This is a genomic window from Streptococcus mitis (genome assembly GCF_047464945.1).
Classification (GTDB): domain Bacteria; phylum Bacillota; class Bacilli; order Lactobacillales; family Streptococcaceae; genus Streptococcus; species Streptococcus mitis_EA.
Map to the genome: position 1 here is coordinate 1 of NZ_JASHAX010000005.1, position 21,543 is coordinate 21,543.

The 21,543-nt window shown below is 35.2% G+C and carries 21 protein-coding genes, 4 tRNA genes and 1 rRNA gene; 7 read left to right on the top strand and 19 right to left on the bottom strand.

Annotated elements, in window-relative coordinates; translation table 11 throughout:
- The 18 genes from QM424_RS06805 to htrA form a co-directional block, all read right to left on the bottom strand.
- Window positions 1-218: ribosomal RNA gene (locus QM424_RS06805) — 16S ribosomal RNA — on the bottom strand; the annotation flags it as partial.
- Between the two features lie 244 nt (window positions 219-462).
- A tRNA-Glu gene (locus QM424_RS06810) sits at window positions 463-534 on the bottom strand.
- 92 nt (window positions 535-626) lie between these two features.
- Complete coding sequence (locus QM424_RS06815) at window positions 627-1,106, bottom strand: sigma-70 RNA polymerase sigma factor region 4 domain-containing protein (protein ID WP_414393827.1); 480 nt, start codon at window positions 1,104-1,106, stop codon at window positions 627-629.
- 120 nt (window positions 1,107-1,226) lie between these two features.
- Window positions 1,227-3,185, bottom strand: a complete 1,959-nt coding sequence (ftsH, locus tag QM424_RS06820; protein WP_414393829.1) for an ATP-dependent zinc metalloprotease FtsH — start codon at window positions 3,183-3,185, stop codon at window positions 1,227-1,229.
- Window positions 3,186-3,200: 15 nt separating this feature from the next.
- Entirely contained in the window at window positions 3,201-3,743 is a 543-nt protein-coding gene (gene hpt / locus QM424_RS06825) for a hypoxanthine phosphoribosyltransferase (RefSeq protein WP_414393831.1), read from the bottom strand.
- A gap of 4 nt (window positions 3,744-3,747) precedes the next feature.
- On the bottom strand, window positions 3,748-5,025 hold the full coding sequence (gene tilS / locus QM424_RS06830) for a tRNA lysidine(34) synthetase TilS (protein WP_414393833.1): 1,278 nt from the start codon (window positions 5,023-5,025) through the stop codon (window positions 3,748-3,750).
- Entirely contained in the window at window positions 5,022-6,290 is a 1,269-nt protein-coding gene (locus QM424_RS06835) for a serine hydrolase (protein ID WP_414393835.1), read from the bottom strand. The genes tilS and QM424_RS06835 overlap by 4 nt, the downstream gene beginning before the upstream one ends.
- On the bottom strand, window positions 6,283-6,405 hold the full coding sequence (locus tag QM424_RS06840; RefSeq protein ID WP_000429334.1) for an SP_0009 family protein: 123 nt from the start codon (window positions 6,403-6,405) through the stop codon (window positions 6,283-6,285). The genes QM424_RS06835 and QM424_RS06840 overlap by 8 nt, the downstream gene beginning before the upstream one ends.
- Window positions 6,406-6,409: 4 nt before the next feature.
- On the bottom strand, window positions 6,410-6,778 hold the full coding sequence (locus QM424_RS06845; RefSeq protein WP_414393837.1) for a septum formation initiator family protein: 369 nt from the start codon (window positions 6,776-6,778) through the stop codon (window positions 6,410-6,412).
- A complete protein-coding gene (locus QM424_RS06850; RefSeq protein ID WP_414393839.1) occupies window positions 6,771-7,037 on the bottom strand; it encodes an RNA-binding S4 domain-containing protein in 267 nt (88 codons plus the stop codon). The genes QM424_RS06845 and QM424_RS06850 overlap by 8 nt, the downstream gene beginning before the upstream one ends.
- Before the next feature lie 57 nt (window positions 7,038-7,094).
- Window positions 7,095-10,604 (bottom strand): transcription-repair coupling factor, encoded by a 3,510-nt coding sequence (mfd, locus tag QM424_RS06855; protein WP_414393841.1) that lies wholly within the window; start codon window positions 10,602-10,604, stop codon window positions 7,095-7,097.
- Window positions 10,605-11,174, bottom strand: a complete 570-nt coding sequence (gene pth, locus QM424_RS06860) for an aminoacyl-tRNA hydrolase (protein ID WP_414393843.1) — start codon at window positions 11,172-11,174, stop codon at window positions 10,605-10,607.
- A 71-nt stretch (window positions 11,175-11,245) separates the two neighbouring features.
- Complete coding sequence (ychF, locus tag QM424_RS06865; RefSeq protein ID WP_261194007.1) at window positions 11,246-12,361, bottom strand: redox-regulated ATPase YchF; 1,116 nt, start codon at window positions 12,359-12,361, stop codon at window positions 11,246-11,248.
- Window positions 12,362-12,445: 84 nt separating this feature from the next.
- Entirely contained in the window at window positions 12,446-12,640 is a 195-nt protein-coding gene (locus tag QM424_RS06870; RefSeq protein ID WP_000285186.1) for a DUF951 domain-containing protein, read from the bottom strand.
- 64 nt (window positions 12,641-12,704) lie between these two features.
- Window positions 12,705-13,841 carry a DNA polymerase III subunit beta gene (dnaN, locus tag QM424_RS06875; protein ID WP_101782441.1) on the bottom strand — a complete coding sequence of 379 codons (1,137 nt, stop codon included), beginning with the start codon at window positions 13,839-13,841 and terminating at the stop codon, window positions 12,705-12,707.
- Window positions 13,842-13,999: 158 nt separating this feature from the next.
- Entirely contained in the window at window positions 14,000-15,361 is a 1,362-nt protein-coding gene (dnaA, locus tag QM424_RS06880) for a chromosomal replication initiator protein DnaA (protein ID WP_000660610.1), read from the bottom strand.
- 212 nt (window positions 15,362-15,573) lie between these two features.
- Window positions 15,574-16,332, bottom strand: coding sequence for a ParB/RepB/Spo0J family partition protein (locus QM424_RS06885; protein ID WP_414393846.1), 759 nt, complete (start codon window positions 16,330-16,332; stop codon window positions 15,574-15,576).
- Window positions 16,333-16,389: 57 nt separating this feature from the next.
- The gene (htrA, locus tag QM424_RS06890; protein ID WP_414393848.1) at window positions 16,390-17,571 is read right to left on the bottom strand and encodes a serine protease HtrA; all 1,182 of its coding nucleotides are present in this window, start codon (window positions 17,569-17,571) and stop codon (window positions 16,390-16,392) included.
- A gap of 183 nt (window positions 17,572-17,754) precedes the next feature.
- Here htrA and rlmH point away from each other — a divergent pair, with 183 nt between their 5' ends.
- From rlmH to QM424_RS06925, 7 genes are all read left to right on the top strand, one after another.
- Window positions 17,755-18,234 carry a 23S rRNA (pseudouridine(1915)-N(3))-methyltransferase RlmH gene (gene rlmH / locus QM424_RS06895; protein ID WP_414393850.1) on the top strand — a complete coding sequence of 160 codons (480 nt, stop codon included), beginning with the start codon at window positions 17,755-17,757 and terminating at the stop codon, window positions 18,232-18,234.
- Window positions 18,235-18,277: 43 nt separating this feature from the next.
- Window positions 18,278-18,351: transfer RNA gene (locus tag QM424_RS06900), tRNA-Arg, on the top strand.
- A 165-nt stretch (window positions 18,352-18,516) separates the two neighbouring features.
- On the top strand, window positions 18,517-18,642 hold the full coding sequence (gene comC, locus QM424_RS06905) for a competence-stimulating peptide ComC (RefSeq protein ID WP_261045746.1): 126 nt from the start codon (window positions 18,517-18,519) through the stop codon (window positions 18,640-18,642).
- A 20-nt stretch (window positions 18,643-18,662) separates the two neighbouring features.
- A complete protein-coding gene (gene comD, locus QM424_RS06910; protein ID WP_414393853.1) occupies window positions 18,663-19,988 on the top strand; it encodes a competence system sensor histidine kinase ComD in 1,326 nt (441 codons plus the stop codon).
- On the top strand, window positions 19,985-20,737 hold the full coding sequence (gene comE / locus QM424_RS06915; protein WP_000866065.1) for a competence system response regulator transcription factor ComE: 753 nt from the start codon (window positions 19,985-19,987) through the stop codon (window positions 20,735-20,737). The genes comD and comE overlap by 4 nt, the downstream gene beginning before the upstream one ends.
- Before the next feature lie 51 nt (window positions 20,738-20,788).
- Window positions 20,789-20,860 (top strand) — tRNA-Glu (locus QM424_RS06920).
- Between the two features lie 5 nt (window positions 20,861-20,865).
- Window positions 20,866-20,939, top strand: a tRNA-Asn gene (locus QM424_RS06925).
- Window positions 20,940-20,979: 40 nt separating this feature from the next.
- Here QM424_RS06925 and QM424_RS06930 read toward each other — a convergent pair.
- Window positions 20,980-21,522, bottom strand: coding sequence for a TetR/AcrR family transcriptional regulator (locus QM424_RS06930; RefSeq protein WP_414393855.1), 543 nt, complete (start codon window positions 21,520-21,522; stop codon window positions 20,980-20,982).
- Window positions 21,523-21,543: the final 21 nt, after the last annotated feature.

Below are 21,543 nucleotides of genomic sequence, written 5' to 3' on the forward strand. Positions count from 1 at the left end.
AATTGCACCTTTTAAGCAAATGTCATGCAACATCTACTATTATGCGGTATTAGCTATCGTTTCCAATAGTTATCCCCCGCTACCAGGCAGGTTACCTACGCGTTACTCACCCGTTCGCAACTCATCCGGAGAAGCAAGCTCCTCCTTCAGCGTTCTACTTGCATGTATTAGGCACGCCGCCAGCGTTCGTCCTGAGCCAGGATCAAACTCTCATTAAAAGTTTGAGTTCTCACTCATTTCTGTCACTGACAGATTTATTGTTTTTTCATTGTTCAGTACTACAACCTTAGTTGTAGTGCCCTGCACATTGGTTCGTCTTGTTCAGTTTTCAAAGGTCTTTGTCGCTCGCTTCTCTCAAGCGACAACTATATTAGTATATCACAGTCGCTTTCGCTTGTCAACACTTTTTTGAAACTTTTTTTAAAACTTTTTTTCATCAAGTGTTCCAACTGCAACATACCATAGTCCGTACGGGATTCGAACCCGTGTTACCGCCGTGAAAAGGCGGTGTCTTAACCCCTTGACCAACGGACCAGAGTTGTTATTTTCAACTCTTACTATTATACCGACTTTTTATTTTTTGTCAACTACTTTTTTAAACTTTTTTTACTTTTTTGCATGAATTCCTAATGAGTACGGATGTCAAACTCTTTAAACACAATACGTAAGTCCTTTAGCACTCTTTGACGCCCTCGAAAGCGTTCATCTCTTAAGACGCGTTCTAACTCTTCTTGTTTGTCTTTACTTTGTTTACTTCTATAATCTCTTAGTGTTTCATGAAAGAGATAATAGTCATCTAGCCAGAGTCCTCCCTCACTTATACGATGACTAATCTCACCCACTTCTTCATAAAGCTCTTTATTATATCTTCGTTTGTGGCTTTCTTGCTTACGGATATAGTCTAAAATTCGATTTCGAAACTTGGTTTTGAAATATTTACGTAAGCGAGGGATATCTTCTACTAATCCTTCTTCTTTACTAATCAATTCATGTAAGCAAATCATTCCCTCTTGGTCCCAATCCGATAACTCCCATAAATGAAGGTAATATTCATTTCTACACTTGTACACAATCCCTTGGACTTCTTCATACAATTCTTTAAGCATAATCTTCCCCTTTCTGTGTACAGTCTAACAAATTCAAAAACACTTTTGGCACATTTCATCCATTCTGCACCCTTTAGCTCCTCAACTGCACAAAAAAGAGAGGTCTTGCCTCTCTTTGGGTTATTTCTCGTCATTCATTTTTGACTTTACTTCATCATAGGATAGTGCATGTGATTCTTCTTCTACTGTTTCAGGCATCTTTCCTGTTTCGTAAAGAGATTTAATTTGTGTACTATCCAATGTTTCGTATTTCAATAATGCTTCTGCAATCAACTTGTGAGTTTCACGATTTGATTGGATGATTTCAGCAGCTTTATTTCTTGCTTCATTCAATAATGAACGAACCTCTTCGTCTATTTCATAAGCTGTTTGTTCTGAAATTGATTTTTGAGGACTCTGTGCACCAAACATAGTATGGTTTCCTTCATATTGTACTGGGCCAAGTTTTTCACTCATACCGTACTCTGTAACCATTGCACGCGCCATTTGTGTCGCCTGTTCAAAGTCGTTTGAAGCTCCTGTAGTTTGGACATTAAAGATGATTTCTTCAGCTACACGTCCCCCCATTAAGCCAGCCAATTGCTCTTTCATATCTTCTTTAGATAGAAGCATTTGATCCTCTTTAGGAAGTGCAATCATGTATCCACCTGCACGGCCTCGTGGTACAATTGTAACCTTATGGACAACGCGGGCATTCGATAAGACTAGACCAACAATGGTATGTCCTGCCTCATGGTAAGCAACCAATTCACGTTCTTTTTGTGAAACTGTCTTATCTTTCTTAGAAGGACCAGCAATAACTCTATCTTCTGCTTCATCAATATCTGAGGCATCAATTATTGATTTATTGCGACGAGCAGCAACTAGAGCCGCTTCATTCAAGACATTCTCTAAATCAGCACCAACAAAACCTGGAGTTTGTTGAGCAACTAGTTTCAAATCAACATCGTCTGCCAGAGGTTTATTTTTAGCGTGAACTTTCAAGATTGCTTCACGACCTTTAACATCAGGGCGACCAACCAAGACTTTTCTATCAAAACGTCCTGGACGCAGAAGGGCAGGGTCAAGTACATCTGAACGGTTTGTCGCAGCGATGACAATAATTCCTTCATTTCCCTCAAAACCATCCATCTCAATCAAGAGTTGGTTCAATGTTTGTTCACGTTCGTCATTACCTCCGCCAAGACCGACTCCACGTTGACGTCCAACAGCATCAATTTCATCGATAAAGATAATAGCTGGTGCTGCTTTTTTGGCATCTTCAAAAAGAGAACGAACACGACTAGCTCCAACTCCGACAAACATTTCTACAAAGTCAGAACCTGAAATACTAAAGAATGGAACACCTGCTTCTCCGGCTACTGCCTTAGCAAGCAAAGTTTTACCTGTTCCTGGAGGCCCCTCCAAAAGAACACCTGCTGGAATACGGGCTCCAAGTTTTGTAAATCGTTTTGGATCTTTTAAGAATTCAACAACTTCAACTAGTTCTTGTTTTTCTTCCTCAGCTCCAGCAACATCTGAGAATCTTACCTTAATATCTTCTTTATTTGCGGCTTTAGCCTTACTACGTCCAAAACTCATTGGATTACGGCTATTATTTCCTCCCATATTTCCCATCATAGAGAATAGGAAAAAGAAGAGAATTCCGAATGGTACAATGGATACAAGAATATTAATCCACATACCACTTGAACTTTCATGCTTAACAGTTACTTCCGCTTTATGATCAGAAGCAAGCTTTTGCAATTCGGATACTGTAGTATCTGAAGGAAGAATAATACTTGAAAATTTCTCTACTGTTGTAGCAGATGGAGAAAAGAACTGAATGCCTGTTTCTTCTTTACTTGTTTTAGGATTTTTATAAACACCTGAAACTTCGATAACACTGCCATTTGGTTGGTAAGTCAATTCTTTTACATTGTCATCGGTAATTTCTTTTACCAATTCTGTATAATTAATTTGCTCACTTTTCCCTGCAACACTACCTGTACTAAAATACTGATAACCTGTAACTAGGAGAAAAATAAGTAATAACCATAGAAAAGGATTTTTAATTAAACCATTATTTTGTTTTTTCATTAAAAATTGTTCTTTCTAATTTGAATACACTTCTTCTTTCAATACTCCAACATAAGGAAGGTTACGATAATTTTCTTTGTAGTCTAAACCATAACCTACTACAAACTCATTTGGGATAGTAAAGCAGGTATAGTCTGCCTCAATTTCTACAACACGTCCCTCTGGTTTATCCAATAAGGTTGCAATCTTAACAGAAGCTGCTTCTCTTGCAATAAACATATCTCGCAAATTCTTCAAAGTTTGACCTGTATCAATGATATCTTCTACAAATAGAACATGTCTTCCTTTGATATCTTGAGTCACATCTTGTTTAATATTGATAACACCACTACTTGCTGTTCCACCATGGTAGCTAGAAACCATCATGAAGTCCATTTCAATATGTGTATCAATATATTTGACCAATTCAGCCATAAAAGGAATAGATCCTTTTAAAATCCCAATTAAAATCGGATTTTTTCCTGCATAGTCTTTGGTTAATTGAGCACCTAATTTTTTAGCAGCTTCTGTAATTTCATCGTGTGAAACAAGGATTTTTTTAATATCGTTTTCTAACATTTTTTTACCTATCTATTTTTTCTATATAAAGTACAGTGTTCATTATATCATTTTTCGTGTTTTTACTCAAATTACTGGTCGCAATTCCCAAAATTGAAACAATTTCACCAAATTGCTCAATAATCAGAGCAGATTTTCGCTTTTCCATAGGGATTTTCAAATCGATAAATAGACGTCTGAGTTTTTTTCTATGTCCATTTTGAATCAAAACATCTCCTGTTTTTCGATGACGAATGTGTATGGATGTTTCGCGTGAAACAGGTATTTGTTGAATTGATTCACCTTCTAAAGGAAGTCCAAAGGAAAATAAATATCCTTTATAAGCTACCTGATTTTGATAGTGTAACACAAGTTCATCTTCCTTTTCATCAGCCTGCGGACTGATTTTACAAATCTGAAACTGTCGATACTCTTTTATCAATTCATAGCCATTTTTAAGCAGATGACGATACTGGCTTTTAGTTTTTAAAATTTGCCGAACTTCTTCAAACTGAGCTTTTGTGAGATTCAAATCTGGAAAACGATTCAGATAAGTTTGAAGTAAAACTCTTTGTGTAGACTCAGAGTAAGACAATAGCTGCTCTAAATTTTCTACATCAATATTGTTAGATAATTCAGTTATAGCTAAGTCGTAATCTAAAATTTCATTACCGATACTTAAGATTGCATCTCTAAATCGAGGATTTTCTTTTTCTAAATCTGGTAAGTAAGAGTTTCGAATACGATTGCGAAAATAATGATTTTTCTTATTTGATGTATCTTCAAAGTGAAAAATTTGTGGAAAGTCTTTTTTCTGAAAATGCAAGAAGGGCCGAATGATTTCTATCTCTCCGACTACTTGCTTCGCCTTAATTCCTGATAGATAGCGCAAGCGAGTCCCTCGAATCAAACGCATCAAAATCGTTTCCACCTGATCATCAGCATGGTGGGCAGTGACTAAAGCTGTCGCACCTGTCTTTTTCATGACCTCTTTAAAAAAATCATAACGAAAATGTCGAGCACGTGCTTCTGAAAATTCTCCTGAAAAATTGCTGATATAAATAGGAAGCTCTGCTTCAGTAGCCAACTTCCTTAATTCCTTTTCTTCCCAATCTGATTCTACTCTCTGCTTATGATTCACATGAGCTAGAATCAATTCAATTTCTAACTCTTTTTGATAAGTAGATAATACCTTAAATAGAAACATAGAATCTAACCCACCAGAAAGAGCTAGCACCACCTTAGTATGCTTTTTGAAATATCCCTTCTTGAGAAAATGATTTAAAAAATCTTGTTCCCTCATTTTAGAACCTCATAAACATCCTTGGCTATCTTAGAAATCGTATCATAATCAGAATTTTTAGTGAAAATAGAAAGAATAAATGGAGAATCTGCATAGACAACACCCGTATCATGCTTAAATTCGTCCGCATCCCCAATTTTATGAGCTACCTTCACAGAAACACCTTTGGCAATTCTCTCATTATCAAAATCTGTTTTAGTCAAAGACTCTAACACAAATCCATTTTGATTATAAATAGCTTCCATGACCTTCCCGGCCATCTTGGAAGAAATCAATTTTTCTTTTGTATCCCAATCATCTCCCATAATGGCAGACATCTTGGACTTGAATGTGGAATCAGATTGGTTTGAAATGTAATAACCCAATATATTATGAGCTACATTATCAGATTCTTTAGATACTTTTGTGATTAAGTCCTTGAGAGAATACTCTTTATTATCCTCTTTTTTAGGAAGACTACCACTTCCCTCTGGTTTATAAGAACCTGGAAAATCATTGACTGCAGATACATATTTTACAGTCGTATCTAACTGATAAAGACCCTCATTTATTTTTTCTTGCGCATAATAGAGATAAGGGAGTTTCAAAACGCTGGCTGCATACATCTTTTCATCTTGATTGATACCAGCTTCTTTTCCAGTAGTCAGTTGCTTAACATAAATAGAGAAAGAATCTTTCTGATATTTTTCAGATAACATTTCTTGAACTTTACTCATCCGATTATCTTCTTCAGAAGTTGATTCTTTAGCTACCCATCCAGCCTGATCAATATGTAGAAATTCTCTTCCTTCTACAAACATGGTATTGTCGATTGATACTTGCGAATAAGCTGATAAGGATGATTTCACTTCTTTTAAATCATAAGGGCTATTATACAGTTTAAAGTCAGATTCTAACCATACTTTTTTTATTGCTGGAGTTACCTCTGATTGATCATATAAAAATCGTTTGTCCGCAGCTATAAATTGATGATTTGATAGCTTAAATACCGGAATTCCTTGTTTATTTAAGCGCCACTCGGTTATTTGAAAACTTGTTTGGGGAGTCAATTTTCCAGATTCCACTACTAAATCTTCATTCGCATAGACAGGAACTTCTCCATAAACCATAGGAGAACTTAATTTTTCTCTAAAATAAATACCAAAGTCAGATTGTGAAAGGTAATAAATTTCTTTTGAAGTATAGACTACTTCTTTTTCTGTGCTAACGACTTTTGAAATGGTCAAAAAACTTGGTAGCAACAAAATAATTAAGAATTTACGCATTCTTCCTTTCCTTTTCTTCTTGTAAACGCAATAATTGATTTTTATCAGCCAACTCTTCCAGCTTTTCATCTGATAAACTCAAAAATTGCTCAATTACGTCTAGTAAATTTTCCATTTTATCACCTTTGAAGCAAGTCAGGAATCGTATAAACTATTTCCCTCGACTTAGAATAATAGTACTTCGCTCGTGTATATTTGGCAGCATAATCCTCATCTTTCAACTTGATAGCAAATGCTGTCTCCTTATCCTTTTCATCACTCAAAGTTTGATACTGAGTTTGCAAGTCTGCTAATTGCTGACGTCGTTGGAGTAATTGCTGATAACTCTGCGCTAAATTAAAAGTTGGCAAGATAAATAATAGCATAATCAAAATCAATACCCACCCCATAAAACGATTCCGTTTTTGTCGTTCTTTCATCAGGTAGCGACGTCGTTGATATTCATTTTGAATAAAAGAATTATTCAATTGTACAATATTTTTAGACATTTTCTTCTACCCGTTTTTCACTGATAATTTCATACATGCCTGCTGCATCTTCTTTTTTTGTACTATCTTTCATCTCTAGTACTTTTACAAGTAGCAACTTATTGCCAAAGCGAATTTCAACTTGGTCATTAACTTTCAAATCCGTTGAACTTTTGGCCAAGATTCCATTCACCTTGATTCTGCCTTTATCTGCTACTTCTTTTGCGACTGTACGACGCTTGATAATTCGCGATACTTTTAAATATTTGTCTAATCTCATCCTTATTACCTCAACTTATTATTGTACCATTTTTATCTATTTTATAGAAGAAAAATATCAAATGGAATTTTCTTTCTTAGACTCTTTTATCTCTAATAAACTTTCTCCAAAAATGAGCAGACCTTCTAAAATTTCATAGTCCTTCTTGTTTCGGATATCAAACACAACTTCCATTAATCCCTTATTCTCAGCTATGGCTGCTTTTAAGTCCGTTGCGGATAAAGCTTTAAAATAATCTTGAGCCAAAAACAATCGCTGAGTAATTTTTTCAAATTGAACTGTAATCTTATTTTCTTTTCTTTCCACACGTTGAACAAAGACCTTGTCCAAATATGACTTGACTAAACCAATCTCTAAAAGATAGGCTACTACATCTGGGTATTCTCCAAAACGGTCTATCAACTCCTCTTGTAACTCTTCATAATTGACACGGTTGTCAATTTGACGAATTTTCTTGTAAATTTCAATCTTATGTCGTTGGTCTGAAATATAAGTATCAGGAAGATAGGCATCAATTTGCAAAATCAACTCAGCATTCACTTTGGTTCTTGTGTTAGTGTTAGCATTACCGTTTCGTTTAGCAATAGCTTCCTCTAATAACTGCGAATACAATTCAAAACCAACAGAATCAATGAAACCAGACTGGGATTTTCCTAGGAGATTCCCTGCTCCACGAATCGAAAGATCTCGCATCGCAATCTTAAATCCGGATCCCAATTCTGTAAATCCTTTAATCGCTTCTAATCTCTTTTCAGAGACTTCACTAATTGATTTTTCTGGACGATACATGAGATAGGCATAAGCAATACGATTACTACGACCGACTCTTCCTCTTAACTGATACAAGGTTGACAAGCCCATATGGTCCGCATTTTCAATAAATAAAGTATTAGCATTTGGAATGTCCACCCCTGTCTCAATAATGGTAGTCGTCACCAAGATATCGTATTGTCCCTCAATAAAGTCTAGTAGAGTATTTTCCAACTGGATTTCACTCATTCGACCATGAACATAACCAATCGAAGCCTCTGGAATCAACTCCTGTAATTCTGAAACCTTCTGGTCAATCGTGTCAACTTTGTTGTAAAGATAGTAAACTTGACCTCCACGCTCCATTTCACGCAAAACAGCATCACGAATGACACTATCATTCTTTTCTAAAACATAGGTTTGCACTGGATAACGATTAGTCGGCGGAGTTTCAATAACAGACAAATCTCTGATTCCCAGCATAGACATGTGAAGGGTACGAGGAATTGGCGTTGCTGTCAAGGTCAGGACATCTACTTGTTTTTTCAGTTCTTTCAAGGTTTCCTTATGCTTGACACCAAATCGCTGTTCCTCATCAATAATCATCAAGCCCAAATCAGCAAACACAACATCTTTTGACAAAATACGATGGGTTCCAATCAAAATATCAACTTGACCGTTTTTCAATTTTTCAAGTGTTTCGGTCTGCTCTTTTTTACTTCTAAAGCGACTCAACACATCAATATTAACTGCAAAATTTTGGAATCGTTCCTTAAAATTTGTATAGTGCTGTTGCGCTAAAACCGTCGTCGGAACTAAGACGACAACCTGTTTGTGATCATTGACTGCCTTAAAGGCTGCACGCATAGCAACTTCAGTCTTCCCAAAACCAACATCCCCAACTAAAAGTCGATCCATTGGCTGAGAAGCCTGCATATCTCTCTTGATTTCCTCAACACTACGAAGTTGATCATCGGTTTCAACATAAGGGAAAGCATCATCAAAAGCAACTTGCTCTTCATCATCAGCTGAGAAAGCAAAGCCCTTCAACTGACTACGCTCAGAATAGAGTTTAATTAAATCGTCAGCTATATCCTCTACCTGGTTCTTAACTTTTTGCTTTGCTTTTTTGAAATGACCATCATTTAATTTATTTAGTTTAGGTGCTTTCCCATCACTTGAAACATATTTAGACAGTAGATGAATCTGTTCCACTGGGATAGAGATTTGATCCCCGTTTTGGTATTGAACACTAACATAATCACGGTGAATCCCTTTGATTTCAATTGTTTCAATCCCTAGATATTGACCAATTCCATGGATATGGTGAACAACGTAATCTCCTTTTTCAAGTTCATTGTAATCTTTTAATCTCTCTGCATTTGAAACATGTTGTCTTCGAAAACGACGTTTCAATTTCTTTTGAAAAATCTCATGTTCAGTTATCAATAAAATCTTTTCATCTACAAAATGAAAACCATGTCTGATATTACCCTCAATTAAGTTTACAGATTCTTTACAAATACTTGACTTATCTCTGGAATCCAATTTAATCTGGTATTCCTCTAAAACATCCTCCAATGTTTTACTTCCCATTGAATTGCTAGACTGCAGAATAATGGTGTAATCCATTTTTTTATATCGTTCAATTTCTTCTTTTAGAAAAGAAAATTGATTGAAAAACTCCTGCATAGGATATTGATTAAATTGATAAATTTGATCAAACTTGAGATTTCCTAAACCCTTTTGCATATTAGAGAAAAAGGTAACCGGACTCTGTTTTTTATAGATATGCTCTGTATCTGCAAAATACTGCATCTCAGAAAATGCTTTACTGTTCTGTAATTCTTCTGTAAAGTACTGCGCTAATTCTCTTTCAAAGACTTCATACTGATTCATCAATTTTTGATAATCATCAAAGAATATTGGAGTATCTTTTTCAATATAATCAAAGACAGTCCATGTCTTATCATAGCATAAAGATAAAAACTTCCGAGAATCTGCATGACTTTGTTTTTGGTGAAAACTTGAAAGAATTTCTTCTAGGTATGATTTCAAAATCGGTGATAAAGTCTTCGAAATGTGTTTTTCTAAAGCTGATTGACCTAGTTGATAATCCTTTTCTCTCAAAATTATGTCGCTAGCTGGAAATATGGTGAGTTCTGTCTGATTTTCTTTCGATAATTGTGTTTCGACTTCAAATAACCTAATACCATCGACTTCATCACCAAAAAACTCAATTCGGCAAGGTTCTAACTGGGATATTTCAAAAATATCTAAAATATCTCCTCGAAGACTAAATTCGCCTTGAGTTTGTACTTGTGTAACCTTTCGATAGCCGATTTCTTTTAACTGATGGATAAGTGCATTTTGGTCATATTCTTCACCAACTGAGATTTTTACAATACTATCTTTGAATACATTTGGAGACGGTAAAATCAATCGACTTGCTGCGATATTACAAACTAAAATCCCTCTCTTAGATGAATCAGTCAAAAAACGCAAGGCTTCAACCCGTGAAATGATTTTTTCTTGTGAAGACATCAAAAACTCGACCATAGGGGAGTCATCTATCAAAAATGGATAGACAAGTTCCTCACCCAAGACAGATATAAGATCACTAACAAGTCCTTCTGCTTCTCCATAAGTTGACGTCAACAACACAATCTTATCTTCCTGTCTCAAACTACTAGCAATTGCTAAAGCTTTTGTAGAAGTTGACAAGCCTAACATTAATTGTCTTTTCTTATCTGTCAGATTTTGATGCCATTTTTTTATCTGATCATTTTCTGAGAATAAATCTAATAAGGTCACCATTTATCCGTTATACCTCTGCATCGTTTTTTCAAAGTTTTTCTCTTTTAAATAGTAGTTTACAGAATCGTCAACCTTGTCAATAGACTGTAAAATACCAATATAATCATCCTTGTCAAAGGTACTCAAAACATGGTGAACAACTGACATACCATTTTTAGGTCTTCCGATTCCAATCTTAATACGATTAAAGGTTTGGGTTCCAATATGTTGAATAATAGACTTGATACCATTATGACCACCTGCTGAACCTTTTGCTCTTAAACGAATTTTCCCAACTTCCATGTCAAGGTCATCGTAAATAACGAGTAAATCTTCAATATCCAAACCATAATAAGTCAATAAAGCATGGACCGCTTTTCCACTTTCATTCATAAATGTCGTTGGTTTGACAAGATAAATTTTTTCTCCATTTAGGAAAAATGATGCTAGATCAGCTTGAAATATCTTATCATGTGTAAATGTGACATTCTGTTTTTTCGCTAGTTGGTCAATCAACATAAAACCAACATTGTGTTTTGTTTCAAAATATTTATCCCCTGGATTTCCTAATCCTACAAGTAATTTGGTCATTTATTTGTCCTTTCAAAAGCCAAAAGGGTTGGAATTTTTTTCCAACCTAATTGATACTATTCATTAAATTTTTAGACATTAAAGCGGAATTCCATGATATCTCCGTCTTGGACGATATATTCTTTACCTTCTTCACGCAAGCGTCCAGCTTCTTTTACGGCCTTTTCAGATCCGTATTTTACGAGATCCTCATATGACATGGTTACTGCACGAATAAAGCCTTTTTCAAAATCTGAGTGGATAATACCAGCTGCTTGAGGAGCCTTCATACCACGTTTGAAGGTCCAAGCGCGAACTTCTTTTTCACCAGCTGTAAAATAAGTTCCCAGTCCAAGCAAGTGGTAAGCTGCACGAGTCAACTTGTCAACGCCTGATTCTGTCAATCCAAGTGCTTCAAGAAATTCTTTCTTGTCTTCATCGTCTAACTCAGAAATTTCTTCCTCAGCACGCGCAGAAATAACGACTACTTCAGCATTTTCTGTCGCTGCAAATTCACGAATTTGTTTAACATAGTCGATAGAGTCAGGTTCTGAAACCACATCCTCATCCACATTGGCAACATAGAGAACTGGTTTAGTCGTCAAAAGGAAGAGACCTTTGACAACTTTTTGTTCTTCATCTGTAAATTCGATGGTGCGAGCTGATTTTCCATCTTCAAGGACGGGTTTAATCTTTTGAAGAACATTGAATTCTGCTACTGATTCTTTATCTTTTTGCGTACGTGCCATCTTTTCTACACGTGCATAGCGCTTATTGACTGATTCTAAGTCAGCAAGAATCAATTCTAGGTTAATGGTGTCAATATCTGCAAGTGGATCCACAAAGGCATCTTCACGTCCTTGCTCGCGCATGACATTTTCATCATCAAAAGCACGAACTACATGAACAATCGCATCTACTTCACGAATATTGGCCAAGAATTTATTCCCTAGCCCTTCTCCTTTTGAAGCTCCTTTTACAATTCCTGCGATATCTGTAAATTCAAATGTTGTTGGAACTGTCTTTTTAGGAGTAATCATTTCAGTCAATTTTTGTAGACGTTCATCTGGAACTTCCACCATTCCAACGTTTGGGTCAATAGTCGCAAATGGGTAGTTAGCTGCCTCTGCTCCTGCTTTTGTAATTGCATTAAATAGTGTTGATTTACCAACGTTTGGCAAACCAACGATACCTGCTGTTAAAGCCATATTTTCTCATTCTCCGTTTTCATTTCAATCCCTAATATTATAACACAAAAAGGGAAAACTTGCTAACCCTCTAACTAAGGATGCTCAGTCAATAATTTTATTCATTTTTCGATCAAAATCATAGCGCCCCATCATGACAACATGGTCACAATTACTACATTTGATTTTGATATCTGCTCCTACACGTGTAATTTCCCAACGATTTGCTTTTTTACCTGTTGATTTGATGGTACAAGCATGTGGTTTTTTCATCTCAACAAAATTTCCAACTTGATACATACTACTCTCCTTTTCTTTTTCGATTATATCATAAAAGAGGCGAGCTAGGCTCAACCTCTTTCACTTAATTTGTACGAACTGGGGTGATGAGCTGCATGAAGTCCTCGTCAGTGTCTGCTGGCACAAGAGTAAATGGACGAACAGCTGAGATAAAGCTAATGGTCACCTTTTCGCTATTTAAAGCTTTAAGAGAATCAATCAAGTAAGTTGGGTTGAAACTAATGGTCAAATCTTCACCAGTAACCTGATCAGTATCGATTTCTTCGTTTACTTTACCAACTTCTGGAGAGTGAACATGGGCGCTAACAATCCCATTTTTAATTTCAAGTTTCACAGTACCATTTTGAGTCGCACTTGATAAAAGACGAGCACGTTCCATTGACTGGCGTAAGTTTACAACATCAAAAGTAATTGTAGTGTTAAAGTCTGTTGGAATCAAACGATCTGTGTCAGGATAGTTTCCTTCTAACAAACGTGTGTAGAAACTAATATTTTCACTTCTAAAGAGGATTTGATTGTTAGCAAAGAAAATCTCTACAGTTTCAATATCATCTGTAAATACCACTGAAAATTCGCGTAGAGAGCGGCTAGGAATCACGACATCAAAATCATCACTATTTTTCTCAAGCGTTAATTTTTTCTGGCTTAAACGATGAGAGTCTGTTGCCACTGTTTTTAACTCTTTGTGTTGACTCAATACAAAATGAACACCTGTCAAAATTGGACGACTTTCTTGTGTACTTGCAGCAAAAGCTGTTTCATTGATAATTTTCTTGAGCAATTTTGTTTCAAGAACCAAAGGAGTGCTTGCTGAAATTTCTTGGATTCGTGGATACTGTTCGCTATCTTTTCCTTTTAAGGTAATTTCTGATTTGCCGCTGGTTAAAACAATTTGATTTTGTTCAATTTCTTTAAAATCAAGAGTCACATCAGGTAGGCTAGATACCACATTGATAAAGAAAGAAGCTTCAAGAAGGATCGAACCTAAAGAAGTAATTAATAGACCAGCATCTTCATTTTTTTGAGAAATAAAATTTTCAATTGAAATTTGACCATTTGAACCAATTAAAGTAACACCTTCATTGGTCACGTCAATTTTGACAGTTGATAAAATAGGAATGGCATTTTTAGAACTAATAGCTCTCTTAGTTGTATTCAATGCTTGTAGAAATAAATTTTTATTAATTGAAAAATGAATCATGGATTCTCCTTTATTTATTTTTAGTATTAGAAGGATAATAGTAATAATAGAGTCTGTGAAATCTGTGGAAAACAGACTTTAAACAAGTCATATCAAGTTTTTTGGCTTGTTTAAAAAATGTGGATAAAAAAGATAAAAAAGCGAAAGTTATCCACAAGTTATTTTATTTTCTTTTTGATTGATTCAATTTCTAAACGTAAATTATCGTCTTCATCAATCAAAGATTTAATTTTTGCATGGGCATGAATGACTGTTGTATGATCTTTTCCACCAAATTCCTTCCCAATTTTTGGAAGACTATTATCTGTTAGTTCTCTAGATAAATACATGGCTACTTGACGGGCTAACACAATATTTTGAAGGCGTCTGCTTCCCTTCATTTCTTTGACGCTGACACCATAAAAGTTACCAACTTCATTTTGGATTTTGTCAATTGGGATGACGAGCATTTGGCTAACATCTTGTTTGCGAGCTCTAATAGCTTCTGCAGCAATATCAATAGTGATATCCTTGATTTTTTTTACTCGGGCAATTAAAGTGATGTCGTTGATGGCTCCCTCAAGATCTCGAACATTTGAATCAAATTGCCCAGCTAGGTATTCTAGAGTATCACTTTGGAAATTGTAGCCTAAATGTTCCGTTTTACTTTGTAAAATGGCAATACGTGTTTCAAAGTCAGGGGGCGTGATAGTTTGTGTCAATCCCCAACTAAAGCGCGTGACAAGCCTCTCCTCGAGCCCTTCTAGATGTTTTGGACTACGATCACTGGTTAGGACAATCTGTTTTTGCTTGTCATGAAGGGCGTTAAAGGTATTGAAAAATTCTTCCTGAGTTGCGACTTTTTTTCCGCTGAGTGACTGGATATCATCGATTAACAAAAGATCAAGACTACGATAGGTTTTTTTAAACTTTTCCATTTCACCAAGTCTTAGGTGATCAAGAAAGTCATTAATAAAGCTTTCAGCAGGTATATATTTGACACGCGCATTTGGAATATTTTTTAGAATTTCATTTCCAATAGCGTTTAACAGGTGAGTCTTACCAAGCCCAGGTCCTCCATAGATAAAAAGAGGGTTATAGGTCAGAGCCAAATCTTCAGAGACAGCTAAAGCGGCTGATACTGCCCAAACATTTCCATCCCCTTGAATAAAATTATCAAAGGTATACTTTTCTTTTAACCCAGTATCCGAATAAGGAATAGATGCTAACTTTGGACTATAATCATAAAGAGTTGAATTTGTAGCTTCTTCAACTTGTGAGATAGTCGTATCTTGAGGTTTAGTGAAAATATAGTGGGGAGTAATCTCAGCATCATAAATTTCAAATCCAGCAACGACAATAATATCTTTTAGTTGTTTTTCCCAGACCATTTCCATTTCAGATCGTGGTAAAAATATAGTGGCAACATTTTCCTCTACCTTGATGAGTTCAGCTTGAATAGCATAGAAATCATACATGGATCGAGTCAGTCTTTCTTGAGCAAATTCTAAGATACGATTCCAAAATTGTTTTTCTTTCAATCCTTTCTCCTCCTTTACTATTTAAAAGTTTAATACTAGACCTATTTTACCATAGAGAACAAGAATTTTCCACAAGCTGTGAAAAATAATCCACAATGTTACCAAGTTTTATCCACAGGTTGGGGATAAAAGCAGAAACTATTGATTTATTAAGCTTTTTATTGAAAAAAATAGTGGATAACCTTGTGAGATAAAAAAATAAAAGAACAGCCTTATTTCAGGCTGTTGATAATTCTACTGTATTCTTCTTGATTTGAAAAAGAAATAATAATTTTTCCACTATCTTTTTTAGACATTTTGATTTCTACATCGAATCCGAGTAGTTTTTTTAATTGTTCTTCTTCATTTTGTATGAAATGATCATTTTTTTGCAGTTTCTTTTGTTTTTTCTCTGTCAGAAGAGCTTCTAACTTCCTTACAGAAATGTCTTCTTCTATAATTCGTTGAAAGAAATAGTCTTGTTGTTTCTTATTCAACCCAACTAGAGAACGAGCATGTGCTTGTGATAGTTTGCCATTTTCTACTTCTGAGAGAATCTGTTCTGGCAAGGAAAGCAAACGAATGGAGTTGCTGATATATGGACGAGACTTTCCCATTTTATCTGCAATTTCAGCATGGGTGAATCCTTTCTCTACGAGAGATTCATAGGCGCGTGCTTCTTCTATAGGATTTAAATTTTCTCTCTGCAAATTTTCAATAATGGACTGGACCATCATCTCTTGGTCTGAAAGCTGTTTAACAATAGCTGGGATAGACCTTAGACCAGCTAAAAGTGAAGCCCGATAGCGTCTCTCTCCTGCAAGGATTTCATAACCAATAACAGGAGATTGACGAACAATAATCGGTTGAATGACCCCATTTTCTTTGATAGACTGTGCTAGTTCATGTAGTTTTTCTCCATCAAATTCTTTTCGAGGTTGATAGGGATTTTTTTGTATATCCGTGATAGAAATCATTTCAAATTTTTCCATGATTCTACACTAACACATCTTTTCTCTTATGTAAAGCTTTCTTTACATAGATGTCAATTAAGATTCTAAATCGCCTGAACTCTTGTCAAGTTTAATAGATGTAGTTTCTTCTTTACCGTTACGATAGTAAGTTATTTTAATAGTGTCTCCGATAGAATGATTGTAAAGAGCACTTTGTAAGTCTGTTGATGAAGAAATCTCCTTGTCATCTACTTTTGTAATAACATCGTATTTTTCAAGGTGACCATTTGCAGGCATATTACTTTGCACAGAACGAACAACTACACCAGATGTTACACTGCTTGGAATATTCAGTCTTCTAATATCACTTGTATTAATATTTGAGAGATTGACCATTTGGATGCCCAAAGCTGGACGCGTCACTTTTCCGTTCTTTTCCAACTGTTCAATAATATTGATAGCATCATTTGCAGGGATTGCAAAACCAAGGCCTTCTACAGATGTACCTCCATTTGTGGCAATTTTACTTGAGGTAATTCCAATAACCTGCCCTTGAATATTGATCAGTGGGCCACCAGAGTTACCTGGGTTAATAGCAGTATCAGTTTGGATGGCTTTTGTAGAAATGGCTTGTCCATCTTCAGATTTTAAGGATACATTTCGATTGAGACTAGATACGATACCTTGAGTGACAGTATTAGCATATTCAGAACCTAATGGGCTACCGATGGCAATAGCAGTTTCTCCTACGGTTAACTTGCTAGAATCACCAAACTCAGCTACTGTTGTCACTTTTTCTGAAGAGATTTTGACGACAGCAATATCAGAGAAAGTGTCCGCTCCGACAATTTCTCCGGGTACTTTAGTTCCATCTGACAAACGAATATCTACTTTGCTGGCGCCATTTATAACGTGATTATTGGTGACAATATAAGCTTCTTTATCATTCTTTTTATAAATAACCCCAGATCCTTCACTAGAGATTTGTTGAGAATCTGTGTCAGTATCATCATTTCCAAATACGCTATTTTGTCTGTTTGCTGAATAAGTAATAACTGAAACAACAGCATCTTTTACTTTGTTAACAGCCTGTGTTGTTGAATTTTCGTTCTTATAGGCAGTCTGTGTAATGGTGCTATTGTTGTTAGAGTTGCTTACACTACTTTTTTGAGTTAGTTGAGCTATTGAAAAACTACCCAAGGCTCCACTAAAAAAGCTAATGACGATAACGACTAATAATTGAAACCCTTTTTTGTAAAATGTTTTTAGATGTTTCATATTTGCCTCCATTTATTTGAAATTACTGAAAGTATAAACTGACTAGCTTAATTATAACTTAAACACAAAAGTTTTTCACAGATTGTGGATAACTTTTAAAAATCTGTGATTTTCTAGGTGAAATTTAACCTTTTGTTTTGTGAATAAGATGTGAAAAAATAGAGAATATGTTAGAATAGAGTCATGAAAATTAAAGTTGTAACAGTTGGGAAACTGAAAGAAAAGTATTTAAAAGATGGTATCGCAGAGTATTCAAAACGAATTTCTCGATTTGCTAAGCTTGAAATGATTGAGCTAGCAGATGAAAAAACACCAGATAGGGCTAGTGAGTCAGAAAATCAAAAGATTTTAGAAATAGAAGGTCAGAGAATTTTATCAAAAGTTGGTGACCGTGATTTTGTTATTGTGTTAGCCATTGAGGGGAAAACACTTTCTTCAGAAGAATTTAGTAAGCGGTTAGAAGAAGCTTCTATAAAAGGATTTTCTACTCTTACCTTTATCATTGGAGGGAGTCTGGGGTTAGCACAGGATGTAAAAAAGAGAGCTAATCTTTCTGTCAGTTTTGGTCGTTTAACCTTGCCCCATCAGTTAATGAGATTGGTTCTTGTTGAACAAATCTATCGCGCTTTTACGATTCAGCAGGGATCACCCTACCATAAATAGAAAATTGACTTTTAATTGAATTTTTGGTAGAATGATTGTGTTAGGTCTCATAGCTCAGCTGGATAGAGCATTCGCCTTCTAAGCGAACGGTCGCAGGTTCGAATCCTGCTGGGATCAATATAGTAGCAAAGCTGGGAATTTTCCCGGCTTTTTTCTTAAAAAAGTACACTTGGGGAGAAAAAAATGACAGTTGAGAGAATTTTATCTAAAATGAAATTCCATTTTGTATAATGGTTTTTGTAAGTTAGCTTACAAGAAAAAAACATTTTAGGAGATTTTATTATGAAAAACACAGTTAAATTGGAACAGTTTGTAGACTTGAAGGAAAAAGACTTGCAGGAGATTCAAGGTGGGGAAAGTAGGCTACCAAAAATCCTCCTTGATTTTCTTTTCCTACGAAAAAAGTAATGAAATAAGGAGAAAGAGTAATGGATTTATTTGGATTTGGGATAGTTATTGTTCATTTTTTAATTATTAGTCACAGTTACCGTTTAATTTGTAAAGGTCAAATAAATAGAAAAGAACTATACGTTTTTGGTGCTTATACATTACTAACTGAAATAGTACTTGAACTTTCCTTTTATCTTCTAAATTTGGATGGGTTAGGGACTGCAACATTTTTACTTCCTTTGGGCTTATATTCCTATTTTCGATGGATGAAACAGTATGAGAGGGATAGAGGACTATTTCTAAGTTTACTACTATCTCTTTTATATGAGAGCACTCATAACTTTCTGTCCGTAACTTTCTCCTCTATAACAGGAGACAATTTTGTTTTACAATATTATTACCCATTCTTTTTCGTTGTAACGGTGTTGACTTATGTTGTTATCTTAAAAATCATTCATTATTTCCATCTAGAACTAAACTATTTTGATAAGGACTACCTTTATCCCTTCTTGAAAAAAGTATTTTTTGCTTTACTATTGCTCCATACTGCATCTTTCGTTTCAGATATAGTAAGTACGGTTAAACATTTGAATAGTTTTGGAAGTATTTTGTCATCTATTGTCTTTATTTCTCTCCTTTTGACCTTCTTTGCAATGAATTCTCATAAAGATCAAATGGAGAAAGAGATTGCTTTGAAGCAGAAGAAATTTGAACAGAAACATTTACAGAATTATACAGATGAAATTGTCGGACTGTATAATGAAATCCGTGGTTTTCGACATGATTATGCTGGAATGCTTGTCAGCATGCAGATGGCAATTGACAGTGGTAATTTACAGGAAATTGACAGAGTTTACAATGAAGTTTTGGTCAAAGCCAATCATAAACTGCGTTCAGATAAGTACACTTACTTTGATTTGAACAACATAGAAGATTCAGCTTTACGAAGTTTGGTTGCTCAGTCCATTGTCTATGCTCGAAATAATGGTGTAGAGTTTACACTGGAAGTAAAAGATACGATTACCAAGCTTCCAATTGAACTATTGGATTTGGTTCGTATCATGAGTGTTTTATTGAACAATGCTGTCGAAGGATCGGCTGATAGTTATAAAAAGCAGATGGAAGTAGCAGTTATTAAGATGGAAACTGAAACAGTGATTGTGATTCAGAATTCATGTAAAATGACGATGACTCCTTCAGGAGATCTATTTGCCTTAGGATTCTCCACTAAGGGAAGAAATCGTGGAATTGGATTAAATAATGTGAAAGAACTACTAGATAAGTACAACAATATCATTTTAGAAACAGAGATGGAAGGCAGTACATTTAGACAAATCATTAGATTTAAGAGGGAATTTGAATGAAAGTTTTAATTTTAGAAGATGTTATTGAACATCAAGTGAGACTAGAGAGAATATTGGATGAAATTTCGAAAGAGTCGAATATTCCAATATCATACAAGACAACGGGAAAAGTCCGTGAATTTGAAGAATACATTGAAAACGATGAAGTAAATCAGCTTTATTTCCTAGATATTGATATTCATGGAATTGAGAAAAAGGGATTTGAAGTGGCTCAGCTCATTCGTCATTACAATCCTTACGCTATTATCGTCTTTATCACCAGTCGATCAGAGTTTGCGACTCTAACCTATAAATACCAGGTATCAGCCCTAGATTTTGTTGATAAGGATATCAATGATGAGATGTTTAAGAAGAGAATTGAGCAAAATATCTTCTACACGAAGAGTATGTTACTTGAAAATGAAGATGTTGTAGATTATTTTGACTACAATTATAAGGGAAATGATTTAAAAATCCCTTACCATGACATTCTGTATATTGAAACGACAGGAGTATCTCATAAATTGCGCATTATTGGTAAGAATTTTGCAAAAGAGTTCTATGGAACAATGACAGATATTCAGGAAAAGGACAAACATACTCAGCGATTTTATTCTCCTCATAAGTCATTTTTGGTAAATATAGGCAATATCAGAGAGATTGATCGAAAAAACTTAGAAATTGTTTTCTATGAAGACCATCGTTGTCCTATTTCAAGATTAAAAATTAGAAAATTGAAAGATATTTTAGAGAAAAAATCTCAAAAGTGATTGACAATTAGTAAGAAATTGATATAATGGTTATATCTGCTACAGATAGAAGGTCCGTTGGTCAAGGGGTTAAGACACCGCCTTTTCACGGCGGTAACACGGGTTCGAATCCCGTACGGACTATTTTATCCGCCATAGCTCAGTTGGTAGTAGCGCATGACTGTTAATCATGATGTCGTAGGTTCGAGTCCTACTGGCGGAGTATAGATAAAAGGGAACACAACTGTGTTCCTCTTTTTGTATCAATTTGTATCACCAAGCATCTTCATAAGGAAGTCTGTTATTTCTTGAGGACTTTCTTTTTTTCCATGTGCAATCCAAGTTTGACAGACACCAAAAAGTGCATGAGTTAGATAGATGCTACTATATTCTAATTCAGTGGTATTGAGATTTAGTTGCATAAATCGCTTTTGTAAATCTGTGCTGAGCATGATATGAAGTTTATTTCGTAAGAAATTTTGGATTTCTTTAGTCCCATTTTCAGAAAGCAGAGCAGCCAGAAGTGGTTCTGACTCTAGATATTCAAATACTTCTAGAATAGCATCTTTTTTGTGATGAGCATGTTTTTGAAAAATATATTCAAATGTATGAAATAGCTTGCTTTGATAGTGCTCAATCATATCATACTTATCCTTATAGTGAGTATAGAAGCTGGAACGACTAATTCCGGCTTTTTCTGCTAACTTGACAGTAGAAATTTGATCAAATGGTTGTTCCATCAGTAATTCTACCATAGCATTTTCAATAGTTCGCTTTGTTTTTAAGCGTTTGTTACTTTCTTGCATATTTCCTCCTTATAAACAAAT